General features: G+C 38.5%; 17 protein-coding genes. 12 read left to right on the forward strand and 5 right to left on the reverse strand.

Annotated elements, in window-relative coordinates:
• Positions 1–24: 24 nt before the first annotated feature.
• Both AC3WTJ_RS10985 and AC3WTJ_RS10990 read left to right on the forward strand, forming a co-directional pair.
• The gene (locus AC3WTJ_RS10985; RefSeq protein ID WP_492521748.1) at positions 25–855 is read left to right on the forward strand and encodes an alpha/beta fold hydrolase; all 831 of its coding nucleotides are present in this window, start codon (positions 25–27) and stop codon (positions 853–855) included.
• A 39-nt stretch (positions 856–894) separates the two neighbouring features.
• The gene (locus AC3WTJ_RS10990) at positions 895–1,395 is read left to right on the forward strand and encodes a DinB family protein (RefSeq protein ID WP_492521749.1); all 501 of its coding nucleotides are present in this window, start codon (positions 895–897) and stop codon (positions 1,393–1,395) included.
• Between the two features lie 556 nt (positions 1,396–1,951).
• Here the strand turns inward: AC3WTJ_RS10990 and AC3WTJ_RS10995 are convergent.
• Positions 1,952–2,395, reverse strand: a complete 444-nt coding sequence (locus AC3WTJ_RS10995) for a carbohydrate binding domain-containing protein (RefSeq protein WP_157325524.1) — start codon at positions 2,393–2,395, stop codon at positions 1,952–1,954.
• A 284-nt stretch (positions 2,396–2,679) separates the two neighbouring features.
• Here AC3WTJ_RS10995 and AC3WTJ_RS11000 point away from each other — a divergent pair, with 284 nt between their 5' ends.
• Positions 2,680–3,735 carry a hypothetical protein gene (locus tag AC3WTJ_RS11000; protein ID WP_492521750.1) on the forward strand — a complete coding sequence of 352 codons (1,056 nt, stop codon included), beginning with the start codon at positions 2,680–2,682 and terminating at the stop codon, positions 3,733–3,735.
• A 440-nt stretch (positions 3,736–4,175) separates the two neighbouring features.
• Here AC3WTJ_RS11000 and AC3WTJ_RS11005 read toward each other — a convergent pair whose 3' ends face one another.
• Entirely contained in the window at positions 4,176–4,712 is a 537-nt protein-coding gene (locus AC3WTJ_RS11005) for a CBO0543 family protein (RefSeq protein WP_492521751.1), read from the reverse strand.
• A gap of 562 nt (positions 4,713–5,274) precedes the next feature.
• Here AC3WTJ_RS11005 and AC3WTJ_RS11010 point away from each other — a divergent pair.
• The 5 genes from AC3WTJ_RS11010 to AC3WTJ_RS11030 all read left to right on the forward strand — a co-directional run bounded on the left by AC3WTJ_RS11010 (position 5,275) and on the right by AC3WTJ_RS11030 (position 10,214).
• Positions 5,275–6,756, forward strand: coding sequence for a spore germination protein (locus tag AC3WTJ_RS11010; protein WP_492521752.1), 1,482 nt, complete (start codon positions 5,275–5,277; stop codon positions 6,754–6,756).
• The gene (locus AC3WTJ_RS11015; RefSeq protein WP_492521753.1) at positions 6,740–7,906 is read left to right on the forward strand and encodes a Ger(x)C family spore germination protein; all 1,167 of its coding nucleotides are present in this window, start codon (positions 6,740–6,742) and stop codon (positions 7,904–7,906) included. The genes AC3WTJ_RS11010 and AC3WTJ_RS11015 overlap by 17 nt, the downstream gene beginning before the upstream one ends.
• Positions 7,903–8,154 carry a hypothetical protein gene (locus AC3WTJ_RS11020; RefSeq protein ID WP_157325512.1) on the forward strand — a complete coding sequence of 84 codons (252 nt, stop codon included), beginning with the start codon at positions 7,903–7,905 and terminating at the stop codon, positions 8,152–8,154. The genes AC3WTJ_RS11015 and AC3WTJ_RS11020 overlap by 4 nt, the downstream gene beginning before the upstream one ends.
• Positions 8,151–9,233: a GerAB/ArcD/ProY family transporter gene (locus AC3WTJ_RS11025; RefSeq protein ID WP_492521754.1), complete on the forward strand. Its 1,083-nt coding sequence runs from the start codon at positions 8,151–8,153 to the stop codon at positions 9,231–9,233. Before AC3WTJ_RS11020 ends, AC3WTJ_RS11025 begins: the two co-directional genes overlap by 4 nt.
• A gap of 342 nt (positions 9,234–9,575) precedes the next feature.
• Positions 9,576–10,214 carry an isochorismatase family protein gene (locus AC3WTJ_RS11030; RefSeq protein WP_492521755.1) on the forward strand — a complete coding sequence of 213 codons (639 nt, stop codon included), beginning with the start codon at positions 9,576–9,578 and terminating at the stop codon, positions 10,212–10,214.
• Positions 10,215–11,086: 872 nt separating this feature from the next.
• Here AC3WTJ_RS11030 and AC3WTJ_RS11035 read toward each other — a convergent pair.
• Positions 11,087–12,088, reverse strand: coding sequence for an AbiTii domain-containing protein (locus tag AC3WTJ_RS11035; protein WP_492521756.1), 1,002 nt, complete (start codon positions 12,086–12,088; stop codon positions 11,087–11,089).
• Between the two features lie 139 nt (positions 12,089–12,227).
• Between AC3WTJ_RS11035 and AC3WTJ_RS11040 the strand changes: the two genes are divergently transcribed.
• Positions 12,228–12,413 (forward strand): hypothetical protein, encoded by a 186-nt coding sequence (locus AC3WTJ_RS11040; protein ID WP_492521757.1) that lies wholly within the window; start codon positions 12,228–12,230, stop codon positions 12,411–12,413.
• 100 nt (positions 12,414–12,513) lie between these two features.
• Here the strand turns inward: AC3WTJ_RS11040 and AC3WTJ_RS11045 are convergent, their stop codons facing one another.
• Entirely contained in the window at positions 12,514–12,837 is a 324-nt protein-coding gene (locus AC3WTJ_RS11045; protein WP_157325502.1) for a hypothetical protein, read from the reverse strand.
• Positions 12,838–13,057: 220 nt separating this feature from the next.
• On the opposite strand from AC3WTJ_RS11045, the gene AC3WTJ_RS11050 reads away from it, so the two are divergent.
• The 3 genes from AC3WTJ_RS11050 to AC3WTJ_RS11060 are packed head-to-tail and all read left to right on the forward strand — an operon-like array spanning position 13,058 to position 16,811.
• Complete coding sequence (locus AC3WTJ_RS11050) at positions 13,058–14,197, forward strand: hypothetical protein (protein ID WP_492521758.1); 1,140 nt, start codon at positions 13,058–13,060, stop codon at positions 14,195–14,197.
• A complete protein-coding gene (locus AC3WTJ_RS11055) occupies positions 14,194–14,928 on the forward strand; it encodes a glycosyltransferase (RefSeq protein WP_492521759.1) in 735 nt (244 codons plus the stop codon). Before AC3WTJ_RS11050 ends, AC3WTJ_RS11055 begins: the two co-directional genes overlap by 4 nt.
• The gene (locus AC3WTJ_RS11060) at positions 14,925–16,811 is read left to right on the forward strand and encodes a glycosyltransferase (protein ID WP_492521760.1); all 1,887 of its coding nucleotides are present in this window, start codon (positions 14,925–14,927) and stop codon (positions 16,809–16,811) included. The genes AC3WTJ_RS11055 and AC3WTJ_RS11060 overlap by 4 nt, the downstream gene beginning before the upstream one ends.
• A gap of 55 nt (positions 16,812–16,866) precedes the next feature.
• Here AC3WTJ_RS11060 and AC3WTJ_RS11065 read toward each other — a convergent pair whose 3' ends face one another.
• Positions 16,867–17,919, reverse strand: a complete 1,053-nt coding sequence (locus AC3WTJ_RS11065) for a glycosyltransferase (RefSeq protein ID WP_492521761.1) — start codon at positions 17,917–17,919, stop codon at positions 16,867–16,869.
• Positions 17,920–17,941: the final 22 nt, after the last annotated feature.

The raw sequence follows: 17,941 nt of genomic DNA on the forward strand, positions 1-17,941 counted from the left end.
ATTATATAAAGGGAGAGAATAACGATGGAGATTTTGCACGATAGTATTCCGGCAATAAGAAAATATTTTAAATCAGATAATCTTGAGCTTTCCTACCTTGACTTTGGTGGAGAAAGAAATAAAGTGCTTGTTATGTTACATGGTTATATGGCTAATGCGAGAACATTTTCGGAGCTGGCTGTCAAATTTAAAGATTGGCGGGTTATAGCTGTAGATCAGCGTGGACACGGTTGGAGTGAACATCCTTCTGGTATGGAGTACGCAAGAAATGATTACATCAATGACTTATTAAACTTGATTCAAAATGAACTCGGGGGACAACCTGTAACGCTACTGGGGCATTCGCTAGGTGGGTTGAATGCTTATCAATTCGCGGCTCGTTATCCTGAATGGGTCGAGGCTATTATCGTTGAGGATATCGGTGCGGAAATAAACGCGGACTTTTCATTTGCCGATAAGCTTCCATATCGATCGGCTTCCTTAAAAGAACTAAGAGATTCACTTGGAAGTGTAGGGCTTCGAGCAATTGATTATTTTTCAGAAAGCGTGTTCGAGGATGAACGGGGATGGGGGTTCCGTACAGATATAAAGGGGCTTCAAGTTTCCGTACCACAATCAAATGGGGTTTGGTGGGAAGATTGGTCATCTTCTAAATGTCCTATTTTACTGATTCATGGTAAAAAAAGCTTTTTTCTTGACATCAAACAAGCAGAACAGATGGAAATTCGAAGACCTAACACTAAGCTTGTAGTTTTCGACGAATGTGGACATGGTGTTCACTCTGATGATTTAGATGGTTTTTATCAAGTTGTGAATGATTTTCTTGCTCAACAAAATGACGGGAATAGGCAGTAATTAGGTTTCATTATTAAAGCAACAAGGGGATGATTAAAGATGTATAGCACAGTTGAGAATTTTATTACAGAATGGAAAAATGAAGCAGCTTTAACCCAGATAATTTTAGACAGTTTGACAGATGAAGCGCTGATACAGAAAGTGTATCCTGACGGCCGAACGTTGGGGAGAATTGCGTGGCATTTTGTAACGAATATCCCTGATTATTTAACTGAGTTTAGACTTCCGTTAGATAAGGTGCAAAATTCAGACGAAGTACCCTCTGCGAATGAAATAGCTAAAAACTTTAAAACAATAAGTTCTAATGTAGTGATAGCCCTTAAGGAGCAGTGGACAGATGATTCATTAAAACAAATACAAAATTCATTCGGGAGAATGGAATCGAGTGCTACCATTTTTATGGGATTGATTAAACACATTATTCATCATAGAGGACAAATTACAATTCTTATGCGTCAAGCTGGTTTGCCTATACCTGCGATATATGGTCCTTCGAAGGAAGGCTGGATGCAATTGGGAAAAAAAACGCCGCCGCTTTGAGTACGCATTTTGAAGTCATGTGTTTTATGATGCTGCTTGGAACTGTTTAACAAAAATGGGCTTCTTGCAGAGAAACGTTTAAAAAAACAGGAATATATTATTATTGTCAAACTCAACCTCTGACCACCTTTTTGTCCTCGTCGTACGAAAGGTGGATTTTTCGTGTTATTCTTTTGGAATACACAGCAGCCTATGTCAAATTAAATTTATTTTAATATATTACTAATAGGCCATTGCATTTTAATGCCATCTCACCAAGAGATGAGGGCGGCAACGGCTTATAAGAAATAATTTTCATGAAAAGACAAAAACGCTTTACCCACGATAAGGGTGAGGCGTTTTTTAATTGTATCCGTAGGTTTAAAATGTCAACTTAGAACAAAGTGTTAATATACCCGATTGATATAAGTACCTGTAAAAGAATCAAGTTCTTGTATTGTCTTTTTTCATCATGAAAGTATTTGAAGATACTTCGCGGTGTTGTAACTTCAAGTTACCAACTTTGTTCCTTAAGTTTAATAACTTTTTCCGACTGAAATGCTTCCGGATCCAAGGATTAGAGTTGAGTCAAAGAAACAGTATCGAGATCTAAGATTATGCTTGTGGTACTACTGTTAATTATACGAAATTCTAAATCAAAATCTGTTTTCTCTCCTATTGCAAATGCTGGAATGATCACAGTAAATCTTCTATAACTAGAAGGTATTTTTTTAATAGGGATTAATGTTCCTGGATCAAAAGAACCAACTAGACTTACTCTTAGCTTTCCGGTATTTGATTTTGATTTGGCAAAGAAGGTAATTTTATATGCATGATTTGGAACTAGTGTTACTCGTTGAGCTAGATAAGATGTCTCGCTTCCTCTTACTGGGGCTTGAAATCGTATATGCTTTTTACCAGTATTAGATTGTACAGTAATTAGCCTAGTGTTTCTAGATAGCCACGGGGCAGTTGTATCATCTTCAAAATCTTCGTTAATGGTTAGTATATTTTGAATCATTTTACCCACTCCTTATTATTGATACTACATAAATATGTAGATTAATAGGAATGGTGATAGTTTTAGAGTACAACTTAAAGTATTTTAATTTTTCTTCCATTTTCTTAATCATGGTCAGTCATTATATTGGATTATTAATCTGATCAATTTTTATAAAAAGTGAAAATTGTTCCCCCGGGCTTTTCTTATTACCTGAAAATAATAAAACTTCCGCAATTTCATCATTCTTACAAAAAGTTTAGAACATATGATAAGCATCTGACCGTTAAAGATTGCGAAAAGCATTGAAAAAATTAATGAACAAGCGTAAGCGCCATGGAAAAAGTAATCCACTATTAAGTCCTCGAGTTAGACTAAGGAAATCGAAATCTCTCACAAATAAGTACAGTCCCGAAGAAATCTATAATAAAATTTCTGATTGTGAACTAAATTGGGTTTTTATGGAGTTACGGGAACCAGATAATAACTTTATAATTTTTTATATTAGGAAAGATGTTGTTACCCCAACGTCTATTACAGGAAAAAGAATATTTCTTCCTATTCCCCCTGGGCGCACTGATTATGGAACAGTTGAATTTAATGATAGTAGAATAGAAACCGTATTATGTTTTGAACCAGAAGAGAATAATGTTGCTGAGAATGTAGTCATTGCTTGTATTAGTGGTCGGGGTGGAGGCGTATCTGGTCCTAACGGAATGACAAGTTTAAGAAATACACTCCGTACTAGGCTTGCAACATTGGGAGTACCCTCAAATAATATTTTTCAAATAAGTTGGAATAAAAACAGAGATAGTGATCCTTTTGGTGCTCCTTTAATGAGTGATTTAAAAAAAGGAATTAATTCCAGGACCAATAAACCAAGTTATTTAGCAATCATAGGCCACTCATTAGGTGGTTGGGCAGCATCTAAGTTATCAAGAGTTACTGCTGTTAAACCGGATTTTATCGGGCTTATTGATCCTGTTTATGGTGCTTCCAATATTATGTCTCCAAACGCTGTGCCAATAGGATCAAAAGTGATTAATTGGTATCAGAAGAATGGCATAAATGGTGGGGAACCATGCACAGGCATAGGTAGTATTCCTTGTACTTCACCCCAAAATGGTATTTCATGCGGATATCAGAATGTACCTGGGGCGCAGAATATTAATGAAGTATACTTAAAAACATGGAGTGGAGCTATTAGATCAGTAAATTGCCTGGTGCCAAAAAAAGTTGTCAAATTGAAAGCGTCACATATAGATATTGATGATGATGAGTGGATCCATCGCCAAATCTTTGATCAAATTAATTCAGATATTAAAAATCTAATTAAATCAAAAAAAGCCCGAAGGAAATGATTACTCTTTTGGGCTTTTTCCTTGTTGGGTGATAGTAAGGAATTTATTTTTATAAATACTCGAAGCTAACAGCATTAATATGATCATTGATAATCTGCTAAGTATTACAGAATATGGAAAGAAACTGGAGTGAATAACACCAAAAGTCCCAACCAACCCTGCGGTTATGAAGTACTGAACTGCCTGTGGGCATGGTGCTTGTGATTTTGCACAAGCAAAGGAATCCCATGCGCTCATGCTGTAAAAGCCGGCATAGCACAGGTGGGTTGTATTTTGATAACATTGAGTGCTTCTGTATGGAACCCTTGGATATCGAAACGTATGGCATCGTTAACATGAATATTATTCATCCAACATTCAATAATAAAAAAATCAACGCTTTGAAAATTTGTCGAATTGAATTATTCAAGTCATTAGCTTAAATTTTGAAAATATAAGGTTTAATTGATTTTTTTTGGAATCCACTTTAGGACGAATGCTCTAGTAAGAGTTCCGGTCAACATATAGAAAATGAACGAATAATAGAAGTTCCAACCATAATAAGCAACAGCATCAAGCCAGATAGAATACGGTTCGCCAATAAATGCAAAAATAAGAGCTTGCAAGAATAATGCAACGGAAAATGTTTTCCAAGTCGAAAAATATTGAAAAATCAACATTTGAGCTACGGGTACGATCGAAAAATCAAAAGGTAACTCGAAAATAGAGTACGGTATTAATTTTGTAGGATAGATCCAAATACCAAAGTCTGCACCAAATTCGTCTGTAATAATTGAAATAATCAGCACGATTAATCCAAAAAACCAAATAATTGGCGCTCGTTTGCGGTCTATAAGTTTTATGAGAACGATCCAAGGGATAATGATCATTCCAAGTAAAAACCACCAAGTCCAAGTAAACAGACTTTCATTTATCCATAGTTGATATTCAAAAAGTGCATGCGATTCCTGCATATCATGTAATTGATCTTTTGTCATTTTTCCACCTACAAATACGATATATTTTTCTTAATTGTTTCCCTCATCGTGTTAGCTTAAACTTCTCTGGATATTTTTCAACTGAGTAAGAGCATGAAATTGCATACAAGGCTGAATATTGAAGAGCACAAAAAGAACCACATTACCGGGTTGGAGCGGTAAAAGTGGTAAGGGGAGTAATTATAGAAGCCCTTAATAATTTATTCCAGGAATATCATAAGTGTCGTAGTTAGAAGCCTATTTTACTTGAATATTAAGTATCATCGCGAGGTGTTCAACAATTAGTTGTTGCCATGAATAATTTGCTTCAAAGGGGTTCCGTTTTTATTTTTGTTATTGCTTAGGGATTCTAAAACATTGGCGGAGTATTCAAAGTCATAAATGAAGAGAAAAGCAAAACGTCCCTCCTAAACAATCGGGAAACGCTTTACTGTGTCAACAGAGACGATACTTCTGCCTTAGACTTGTTCACGAGGAGGTGTAATTTTATTTGAATAATAAGGATATAATTGGGGGATAATTCCATCGAGTATGACGTTTAAGAAAGGGAGAATTGTTAGTTATGGATAATGAAGAACAGACAATCTCACTTTCGGTAATCCATAATATTGAGGCGCTAAGGAACTTGTTCGGGAACAACGAACAGCTTACCTTTCATTATTTTGAAAGGGATGGGGAAGAACCGTTTGGAGCGATTGCTTATCTAAAAGTCTTAATAGACACGGAGTGGCTGCAACAACTTATTCTTCCGCGTATTGGCCAGCGTATCCAATGGGAAGAAGCTTCAACGATTTCGCTTATTGATGCCGCCAAGGATCAAGGCATTACACGAGTGGTACCCAATTTAGAAGATGCGGTGCGAATCATCACGGACGCTGGGATTGTTTTGTTCGCTGAAAACCAAATTCAAGCCTTTGGAATGAGTCTTCCTGGATTCGGAAAGAGATCCATTAAAGAGCCAATGATGGAGGTAAATGTCCGAGGACCTCGTGCAGGTTTTATAGAGGATTTGGATACTAATGCTGGACTAATTTATAGACGTTTGAAAACTCCTCAACTTAAGTCGAAGACTTTTATAGTGGGTCAAGAAAGCCGAACTAATATCATGGTGCTTTATCTTGAAAATCAAGTAAATCTTAGTGTATTACATGAAATAGAGTCAAGGCTAGAATCTGTATGTCTAAATGTTGTTGTAGACAGTGCTCAGATTGAGGAATGGATACAGGATAGTGTCTACTCACCATTTTCCCAAATACAGAACACGGAAAGACCAGACCGAGTTGCAACTGCCTTAAATCAAGGTAAAGTAGCGATTTTAACGGACGGTAGTCCGAATGTTCTTTTAGCGCCCGCTATGTTTACAGATTTTCTACACCCAAGTGAGGACCTGTACGAAAAGTTTTATTTTGCGGATTTCCTTCGTGGTTTGCGTATAATAACGCTTTTCGTGTCCTTGTTTCTTCCGTCAGTCTACATTGCTTTATCTACTTTCCATCTCGAGATGATCCCAACACCACTTATGCTGACATTTCTTTCGGCTAAATCAGGCATCCCATTTCCTACAATTCTTGAAGCCCTAATTATGGAAATTGCATTTGAAATTTTAAGGGAAGCAAGTGTAAGGCTACCACAAACAGTAGGTCAATCTATCAGTATCGTTGGAGCGCTCATTATCGGGGAAGCCGCTGTTCAATCAGGCATCGTGTCGAGATCCATGGTAATCATCGTGGCAGTGACTGGAATTGCGTCGTTTACAATCCCGTCTTTTAATACTGCTATTACCCTAAGATTGCTCCGTTTTCCACTTATGTTTATCGCTGCTTGCACCGGTGTACTCGGCATTTCGCTCAGTATGTTCGCGCTTGTTCTACATTTATGTTCGCTAAGGTCATTTGGTACATTATTTATACCTACGCCTGAACCTAAGCACTGGCGGGATTTCCTAAGCCACTTTGTATTACTTCCAATCAAGCTTCGTAAGTTTTCGAAAATGCAAGCTTCTGCTGTTGCTGCGAAAGGATCCGAACATGATGAAGAAGTTTAAACGTGCACTGCTGATGTTCTTGATGATGACATTTCTAGTGGGGTGTTCTTCGGACATTCGCGAAATAAGCGATATTGCGCTTGTCATGTTGACAGCAATTGATTATGACAAAGAAAAACAAATGTTCATTTTTACCATCAACTGTATTGACGCTTCAACGAACAGTTCTGGAAACTCAGACAAAAAATTAGAGTGGGTCGCTACTTCATCAGGCAAGTCTATTTTCGAGGCTGCACGCAATTTACGTAGTCGCGCTGGTAAAGTGCTGGTCTGGCAACATGATAAGTTTTTTCTTATTGGCGAGAGCGCGGCAAGGAATTCGATCTACGAAATTGTGGACTTTATGACTCGGACGCGAGATATTCGGCTATCCAGTTATGTAATTATAAGCCAAGGAAGTGCTAGCGAAATGATGAGAACCAAGGCAGAAACCAAAGATCTTATCTCGAATGAAATGGTTGGTAAAATCAAAAATGAGCATCTATGGGGAAAAAGCCTATCTATTACCGTTAAAGATGTCGTAAACTATTACACAAATCCTTATCGCGGATTTGTAACTGGAAGACTAAGCAAAATGAAGCCAATCGGTAGTTCACGTGAAGTACTTCTACTTAGCGGTGGTTCTGTCATTCAACAGGGGAGGCTTACACAATGGATATCAGGAACGGATGTTCTTTCAATCAACATTATCGTCAATAAGAAATATTGGCGTGATCTTGAATTTTCGGAATATGTGTCATATAAATCGGCCAATTTAGGAATGAGAATGAAGGTAAGCAAGCGGTCTATGGCGTTAATTCAGGAGGAGGGGAAACCCCTAATCGTGATTAAAATAGGATTAATAGGATCTATAACTAGTCTCGATAAGTACTTAAATTTACCAGATCCTGTCACACTTCAAGCTATTGAACAGTCTTCCAGTCGACAAATCGAGCAGCGTATCAAAGATAGCCTAAATCGGTTTCAACACGACCTAAAGGTAGATGTTATTGGATTTTCTGATTTTATTAGTAAATATCATCCAAACGAGTGGAGAGGGATGGAGAAAACATGGATAACTGACATCTATCCTAAAATTCCAATTCGTGTACACGTGGACGTTAAAATTCCAACGGTTGGAATGAGCCAAGTACTTGGAGGTGTAAAATGAATGATTATTTGACGATTATATTTATTCTCCTTTACTGCGTTTGGAAAGCTACAAGTTTATGGAAGAAGAAACTTCGACGTGAAGCAGCTGTACTTTGTATGTTATCCCTAATCGCGGGTATGTATTTCATACCTTCTATTGGTGACCAAATTCCAACGCCTAGTTCCATAAATAAGTGGCTTTACAAGCCAATTGCCGAATACGTGGAGCGTAAGGTAAACATTGTTCCGGAGGAATACCCATTGTGAAATTTGAAAAAATATCGCCATTCCAGCTCGGATTTCTTTGTTTCGCATTCATGTCTGGCTTCTCAACCCTTTATTTGTTAGAAGCAAAAGTAATTATGCATGATGTTTGGATGGCAAATGTTACGGCGATGCTTGCTGTGCTTCTGATACTTAAAGTGTTTACATATGTCCAAAGCCAATTTCCAAATTTGAATTTTAGTGACATAATTGAAGCTTTATTTGGTAAATGGTTAGGGAAGTTTGTGCTAGTGTTTTATCTCATGGGTATGATAGGCCTTGGTGTATTGTCTTTACGCTCTATTTCGTTGTTTTATAACACTGCTATTCTGCCAAATACTTCTCCAATGTTGATCATGGGGCTTGTTTTATGTGTGACGACTTACGCTGCTTTTCTTGGGCTTGGCACCATTTCTAGATCCATAGTACTCATTTTGCCATTTTTCATTGTGGCCATCTTGATCATTGGATTTTTAATTTATCAAGACGTTGAGGATAACCCTTTGTTGCCTCAGTTTCAGCATCCTTTTCCATTGATATTATACTGTGCAATGATATCGTTTGGTTTTCCCTTCGGTAAAGCAGGAGTCATCGCTTTTGTCTTCTCTGAGGTTACAGTTCACAAAAAGCTATATAAAAGTTGTTCAATCGCAATCGTTTCCTCTTGCATATATTTGCTCATGTCAACTTATCTTTCGTTTGGCAGCCTTGGTGACAATATGTTTAAAACAGCATCATTTCCATTTTTTTCTTCCATTCAAATGGTTAAACTTGGAGAATACATTGAGCGAATTGAAATTATGATTATTAGTATTTGGACAGTTCTAACACTCTTCGAGATTATCGTTGTCCAATACGTATTTGTAAAAATAATAGGGCGAATGTTTAAATTGCGAGATATAAAGGCACTCTATTTGCCTGTAGGTGCAATCTTTTTAGTTGTCTCAAGTAAAAGTGCTGTCAATTCAGCGGAGCTCATTGCTTATGATCTATCCATTCTACCATTTTCAATTATCTTACCAAGCATACTTATTCCTCTAAGCATGTTGTGTCTAGTTTACTTTAGGAAAATAAGAAGATGACAAGGATGGAGGACTATTATTCACGAACTACAGCCACCGTCAGAATTGAATTTATATATACGAAGTTTGCCTGTTTTTATGAAAAAAGCCCTTCTCAGCCGACTTCGGGAGGGACTGCGTAGATCTCGGTTGAATTCACTACAGCACTACTTCTGTTTATAAATGAAATGGGCATTCTTAATTTGGCATTCGCAATTTAGGAGTAAAGCATTTGATGCATATACCTTGCATGAATGCTTTTTCTTTGTTGGGGTTACATTAATTGAAGCTATGTGGTGAAAGAGTTATTTTCTTGGAGAATTCCATAAAATAAAAATATGCAGCTTTACAGGAGGATGAAAAATGAATATTGATTACAAAACTACAGCTGTTGTCGTAACTGATCCGCAAAATGCTTTTTTGAGTCCAACTGGCTCAGGGTATGAATTAACGAAAGATGTTCTAAATGAAGTTAATACAATTAAAAATCTTGATTTGGTTTTTAAAACTGCGAAGGAACAAAACTATCAAGTTTTTATTTCACCACATTACTATTATCCGCATGATCACAAATGGGAAATACTAAGCGCCGGTGAAAAAATGATGCATGACTTAATGATGTTTAATGTTGATGGTCCCCAAACAGCAGTTCCGAAATCATCGCAGGCTGATTTTTATGACTTGTATAAGCCATACATTGAAGATGGTAAAACGATTATAACAAGTCCACATAAAATATTCGGTCCTGAAACTAACGATCTTGTACTTCAATTGCGCAAACGGGGAATGAGTAAAGTTTTGTTAGCTGGTATGAATTCGAACATTTGTGTGGACTCACATATGCGAGAACTTGTGGAGCAAGGATTTGAAGTAGCCGTAATCTTTGATGCTACTGGAGCTCCTGGTTTTGATGCTTATAATGCTGGTAAAGTGAATTTCGGTATTCTTAGCAGTGGTTCCTGGAGCACAGAAGAAGCTATAGGCAAAATGAAGGGACATTAATTTTTAATTATCCAACACAATATGCACATACAGAAAAGTGATGCGGATGAGAATCAATAAAAGTAAAACAATAAAATCACAATAAAACAGCAGCGATAACTCTGCTGAAACTCTCTCACATTAAAAAAACGCTACTCGTAGTGGCCTTTTGCTTTCGAGCAGCCTGTCTATTGCACAAAAACTTTATGTAGCCGGTAGAAAAAATAAACTGGAAGAGATGGATGCAATCTGGAGGGAGTCGCGGCTAGATACCTAGATATTTCACGTCACATCTATTGCGCAACCGTTTTGAGCAAGGAAATGCGGTTTGTTGTGACATCTAACAATTATTATAATCAGTTGATCCTCATGCTTCGATCAGGAAGCCGTGCAAGAAAACTGCAGCCCCTCGTTTCCCAACAACAGTTGCAGGATTTATAAAATCAAGACCATAATTTCGAAGACGATTTGAGAGCAGATCACCGCGGTAGACAATTCCTATTGGGGCTCGAGAACGGTAAGAAACAACTCAGAGGGACATTGTAAAGGGAAGGGGATCCTCTGAAACGAACAACCTGTAAGTTATTTTCCTCAGTATTCAAAAAAACATAGGAAATTGGATTCACTCTTACCAGTATTCATGCATACAATGATAGCAGGTATATTGGCCACTCAGCAACTTCGAGATTGCTTGAAGTTGCTCTTTTTTGTGTTAGATACGGACAAGCCTATTATCCTACTCTTTGAACAGTCTAAGAAAAACGGGCTTCTTCCAGAGTAACAATATTTAAATATGGAATACATTATCAACCAATGCCGCCGAAAAGGTGGATTTTTTATGTTAAATCCTTTTAAATAGATTTGGCCTATTAAATGTTTATTTAAGTATGAGTTTATAGTGATAAGACATAGTTGAACACCAAATAGGTATAGATAATACACCTTTCCACTTCTTGCAATGTCACTTCTGCATTTATCCTTTTGTTAGCAGTTTCATTAACGTTATCCAACGTTTCACCTATGAGTTTCAAATGAGACCCAACAATAGATTTAATCTTTTCACTGGATGATTTGCTGTCAATGTATTGGATGAGGCGATTGATGTACTGATCTTCTCCGATGTTCATTAATTTTCCAGAAACTTCAGTTGGGGCAGCCAATGGCGGGGATAGAGATTCGGCAACTTCCTTAATTAGTCTTCGGCATGTGCGAGCAACATTTTCGCAATTCTGATCATCTTCTAATTTTATATTCTCATAAACTGAAATAAATTTCTGAAATGGTTCTGGGCAAATATCCTTTAATGCTGTGTCAACAATCAAACGGTTCCGCGAAAAAATATCCTCCGTGATCTCGCCCAACCTCAATTCATAATTACGATCTAATACATACTGATATAATCGTGCTTTAATTGTTTCAATTCTCTCCATGCTTGTTTGAATTTGATGTTGAATTCTGCTACGCTCCGCAGTATTTCCTTGTGATGCTGTAAGTTGGGAACTAGAAGAAAGTGAGACATCGCGATCATATGCCACCTTCATTCTTGCTCTTCCGGAACTCACGGTAGCCTCCATGACTGCAATTGATTCAGTGAAGGCTTGTTCTACTTTCTTTGGTTTTTGATTTTGATCTTTATTATTCGGGTCATCTATAAAATAGCGTCTTCCGGATTTTTCTATCGCCGTCCAAGCCGCTGCTGTTAGGAATCCTTCACGGTCAGTATCCAAGCCACTTGCTTCTTGTCTGAGCCAATCTACTCCTTCAAAATCATTTGTTAAGCGAGCCAGTCTCAAACATTTCAAAAGAATATTCTGTATTGGTAACTCGCTTAATTCAAAATTGCGTAAGATCTCATCAGATAGCAATAAAGCTTCATTATTGCTTTGTATAACCAAAGTTTATTCCTCCTCATATCGTACAAGGATTTTAGAAATAAGCACTTTGCTTTACTCGATAATATGAATGGCTTTAATTGGGTGGAACATGAATTTATAATTCCCGCATAAATTAAAGGTAGAAAGCAGGTGATTCAATGTGAAATCTTATCTTCGAAAATATGAGCTTATGGCTTATCTAGGTGTGAAAAAGACCACTTTGTCTCGCTGGATTGAATACTACAAAGAGTTTATTCCTTCTTCACTGCAGGGGGATGTAGTCTGTTACGGGCATGAAGCTAAAGAGGTTTTAATAAGGATTAAAATGCTACGTGAACAATTATAATCAAAACCACACATATACGAAATTTTATTGAGCGAAGGATACCCAAGGTATGGAGTAGATGGGCAAATTTTGACGACTTAATTAAATAAGCTTTTTTAAGTTAATGAGCTGTTGTATTTTTTTGAAATCCTTGAACTGTTTTTTCTATATCTAGTCCATTCTGAATGGCTTTAAGTAGCATTGCTTGCTGCTGTAAAGGAGTCAAATTTGAATCATTTGCTAATGCAAACTGCGCTCCGACAATTGAACTCATTACTACTATTGCCATATCGGTTCCTTCAATGATTCCTGCTTTTATTGTTTCAACTTCAGGGGTTTCTGCTTGAGTTTCTGCTTTTCGTTTTATAGACGTGCCGATAAATGCGTTACATTCATACGTGTTAACTCCACCGTTATACTCAATTGTTACTCTAACCAAACTCATATAAAACACCTCTTTCAAAATATACATCTCTCATTTGATAGTATTAGAGGAATGACACAAATATTCAATATTTTTGGTAAGAATTTAAAGCACCCAATCCAAAGATTTGTATCTCGAATATGGTTTAGTTTGAACTATATATTTAGGTATAAACATTAAATTATTTACTTATTATGCACATATACTTATTTAATGATTTGTTTTATTTGGAGGCGTGATAATGAACTATCTCGTGTTTGGTCATGCAGGATTCAATCACAATAAATTACTCAACATATTGCCTGATAAAGAAGAAATTATTTTCATTCGCCGAATGGATGAAAAAGGAGCCATAGATGAAAACACAAGATTCCTTTCCTTGTCTGAATTGGCTTCGCTTGATTCCCAAAAATATACCGCTATAGTCTCCTCGCCTTATGCGTTACAACATGTGCTTGCTTTCCAGCCGCTAAGAATCATTGCATGCATACCACTGCGCTCAGAGCTCGAAAATTTAACTTTATGGGATAAATATACAGGACTGTTGGCCTCATATTCGGACATGATTATTACAGAATCTGAAAGAACTTACCTAGAACAGACTCTTCAATGGGAAAGAGTATTCTTGCTGAGAGATTCTGAGGAATTAGTTCGGAGTGCCATAATATCCATGTTGAAAGGAGAGCTATTGGAACAATGGGTTACAAAACAATGGGAAGAGCGTAAGCGATTCTATCAATCGTTACATGAACAACAAGGACCTCACGAAACAATTTGTTATTTGCTAGCTTCATATCTCTATTTTTTAGGAGATGTTTCCGCTAAGTTGTATCTGGGTATATCATTCGAACAAATGATAAAGAAAGAGTATTCGCAATGCTTAAATACCCATTTCAGATTTTTTTCGGCGATCGAAGTCAAAGCAGGGAGTTTGGAGAAAGCAGTTCGTACTTACGAAATCACAGCTATAACGGATGAGGAAAGGAAGAGTATGGAGAACATCAGGAACTGGCAAGAGCAGGGGGAATGGAGGCTTATTCAGGCAGAAATATTTAGAGCGAATGATGACTATCGCTCAGCTATAAAAGTGCTTGAAGATATGGGGGCTAAGAATTCGCTCCAAGCCGCGACGATGAAGCTTCAATATTATCTTCACACTTACCGCTGGAAGGATGCTTTGGCTTTATTTGATAACTATGGTCTGTCCGATGAGAATCGGGTCACAGCGGAAGTTATTCGGGGGAATATCCAACTAATTCACAACAAACACCACTTGGCGATTCGTACTTTTCTGCGGGCATCGGTTGAAGATTGGAACGTACTTACAAATTTGAATGAAATAGTGTCCTTAGAGCAAGCAGTGGGGGGGGAGTTTCAGTGAACAACATCCCTGTACGTAAATCTACAGGAAACCGTCTTACAGCGATGATGCAGGTCCATAACGAGGCAGATCGTTTTTTGGAAGATGTGTTAAAGGATTTAAGTGAGTTTGTTGATGATATCGTCATTGTCGATGATGCGAGTACGGATGATACAGTAAAGCTGTGCCGCTCATTTCCGAAAGTAAAAAAATTAGTTGTTTTACAGGAGTCGAAATTTCAACGGGAGTGGGAGTTGCGGGAATACTTATGGCGCTTTGCGTGCTCGTCGGAGCCTGATTGGTTGCTTTCTGTTGATGCTGATGAATTTTACGAAGATAAGGCTAAAACACATATGCGGGAACTAATTAATCAAGATCGATACGACTGGGTAGGTTTTCGTTTTTTTGATTTTTGGGGTGGGATAACACACTACAGAGATGACACTCTTTGGGGGATTCATCGCCGGCATACACGCACTCTTGTTCGTTATATGCCCGATTATTATTATTATAATCCTCCTATGGATCATCATGTTCCACGTCTCCCTTTATCCTATTCCGCATTGCCGGGATTTCTGGCAGAACTGAGGGTCAAACATTTCGGATGGGCGGTTTCAAAAGAGGAACGCTACCGTAAATACTTACGCTATATGGAGCGCGATCCAAAAGGGGAATGGGGCAGCTTAGATCACTATCGTTCCATTTTAGATGAAAATCCTACGCTTGTGGAATGGAAAGAGGAATTGCAATGAGAGAAATTGGGATATTGACGCATAGTTTCCTAGATGCCTACAATGGCAAAATTGATAAGATATATGGCGGTGGTTTAGAACGCTATTTATACGATTTATCTGAAACGATTAAGGAACTCGGACTAATTCCTGTCATTTATCAATTATCGTATTGTGGATCATTTCAGACAGAAGTGAACGGTATAAGGGTGATTGGTTATGATTGTACAGACAGAAATATCGTAGATGTTTTTAACCTGATGTCTGCAGAAGCGAAGGGCTTGCTCATTTATGCAAGCTTCATCTGGCAGCCGATTGATTATAAGGAAGGGAGCATTGGAATATGTCATGGAATAAACTGGGATCATCATGCCGCATCCGTTGATCATAAATCCGATGTGGCTAGCAATGTGCAAAACGCGCTGAAGAAATTGAAACGTATTGTTTCGGTGGATTCGCACTTCCTTTCCTTCTGTCGTTCCGTGTGCTCTTATTCAAATGCAGACAAAGTGCTTTTATTACCCAATTCCGTGGATACAGCTCATTTTACCGTATCGATTGAAGAAGAGGATAAAGAAAATATTCATATCCTTTATCCACGCCGCATTAGTATTGAAAGAGGAATTGTTCCCATGATGTTGGTTGCGGATCGGTTGTTGGAGACATATGATCAGGTGACGATAGAATTTGCAGGAGCGACGATCGAAGATAGTTTAATTACAAAGGCGTTCGATCTATGGATGCAATATCACCCTAATCAGGATCGGATCACCCACAAGGCTTATTCATTCGATCTGATGCCACAGGCGTATTGGAAAGCGGATATCGCCGTTATCCCGACCATTTTCTCCGAAGGGACTTCTTACTCCTGCTTGGAGGCGCTAAGCTGTGGTGTTCCTCTCGTTTCAGCGAATGTCGGGGGATTGAACGATCTAATCATTGATGGGTTTAACGGATTATTGGTGACACCTACAGAAGAGAGATTGTTTCAAGCCATTTGCTCACTAATTGAGAATAAAGATGTGCGAGAACAATTGGGTGCGAATGCACGCCATACGGCACAAGCGTTCGACAAACAAATATGGAAGCGAAAATGGCGGGATATATTAACGGAAAGCTTCGACTTAAATAAGAGGGTCATATCGGCAGGACATGATTTCACCCTTCCGACGCAAGAGGAGGAAGCTCAAAAACAAGTATGGGATCAACTGTGGTCCAGAGAGATCTCTTATCAGTGGGATCCTTTGAGTGAAGTGATTTTCAACTTCTTGACAGAAAAGATTGGGCCACTGAGAGATCAACAAATATGTGAGGCTGGTTCAGGAACAGGTAAAATCTCTTTGCGATTAGCCATGGATGGAGCTGCTGTGACCCTTGTAGACTACTCGGCACAAGCGTTGGAACAATCACGGATGGCATTCAAACAAAAGGATCAGCATGGTGAATTCGTTCTCGCTGATATACGTAAAATGCCGATTGAAGCGAATACGCACGATCTTTGTTGGAGCGCGGGTGTACTGGAACATTTTAGCTTAGAGGAAAAGGTTAACATTCTGAAGGAAATGGCTAGGGTGACAAAGCCGGGTGGCAAGGTCCTAGTACTTGTTCCTTATTCTCGTTCATTACCCTATCGAATAGGTAAAGCATACGCCGAAGCCAATCATACGTGGAGGTACGGCACTGAAATTCCAGTAGATTCACTTAAGCAAGAGTTCGAACTGGCGGATATTGAAGTGGAAGAAGAAAGGAACATCGGATTTATTCAAAGTATGGATTTTCTTGACTATATTCCAGGGGCTGAGATCATAAAGCAAAGCGCAATTGAATGGTATAGCGAGCTGAATGATAAAGAAAGGGAGTTTTTCCCCGGTTATTTACTAGTGACGCTTGGTTCAGTTAAATGAGCATAAGTTTTATAATGAAAAACTCCGGTTTCGGGATGATCCCGAAAGACCGGAGTTATTTTTGCTTCTCCATATATTTAGATAGCATTTGATCGGCGACGAGTTGCGCTCTTGCCCGCCAACTTTCGCGCTTGGCTTGATTTTGACGAATCTGGCGCTTCTCAGGTGAACGGTCAAATCGTATTGCTTCGTCCAGCTGCTGTAGAAAATGGGAAGGAGACCGACCGATTCGAACTTCGTCAAAGGGTCTGACCTCGGGTAAATCCGTGCTGATGATTGGAAGTCCTGCTGCCAGGTATTCATAAAGCTTAACTGGGTTCGCCGCTTCTGTAACTTTCCGGATTTGAAAGGGGATAATTGCTGCATCGAACTGTCTGGCAAAGGCGGGTAAGCTTTCATAATCTCTATTTCCGAGCCAATGAACATTGGGAAGCTTGCCTATCTGCTCGGGTCCATGACAGAAGATCTCCCCAACAAAAACAAAAGAGTAATTCGGTCTTTCCTTTGCTAAATAGGCAATCAATTCGTAGTCCACCCACGAGGCGACAGCACCCCAGAATCCGACAACAGGTGCTGTGTTCAGGCATAGCTTTCGGGCTTCAATTTCATCATGCAGAAGAGATTGATCCTTGTCTAGAACTTGCGCAAAGTGCTCATAATCGGCTGCATTTCGGATGAGCATAACATTGGAATGCTTCTGTACGGTTGCATCGTAGATGATTTGAGAGGCGCAGAGTACGATATCAGCAGCATCAATCTTGCGTTTCTCCCAGACCTCGAGAGGAGCGAACTCTTCTGCGCTTATGTCGGCAATATCACTGACAACCATATTAATCTTATACTTTGGAAGTTGCTCGACAAAAGGACCGTGCGTAAGCCACATCACATATTCGTGATTTTTGTTAATGGCATCTGGATCTTGGCAAACCGCAAAATGATCATTCAGAATCACAAATGGGTTTTTCTTATCCTGTGTCACATTACAATAAATGACGTTGAAGCCTAATAGACTTAATTGATATAGCAGTTGTTGGGGGCGCTGGCGATGTACTTGATAGTCAAAACAGGGTAAATATAAAATTGGCGGAAAAGCTAAAGATTGGGTCAAGATTGTTGCCTCCTTTAAGCCT

The sequence above is a fragment of the Paenibacillus sp. FW101-FHT12H11 genome (genome assembly GCF_058790355.1).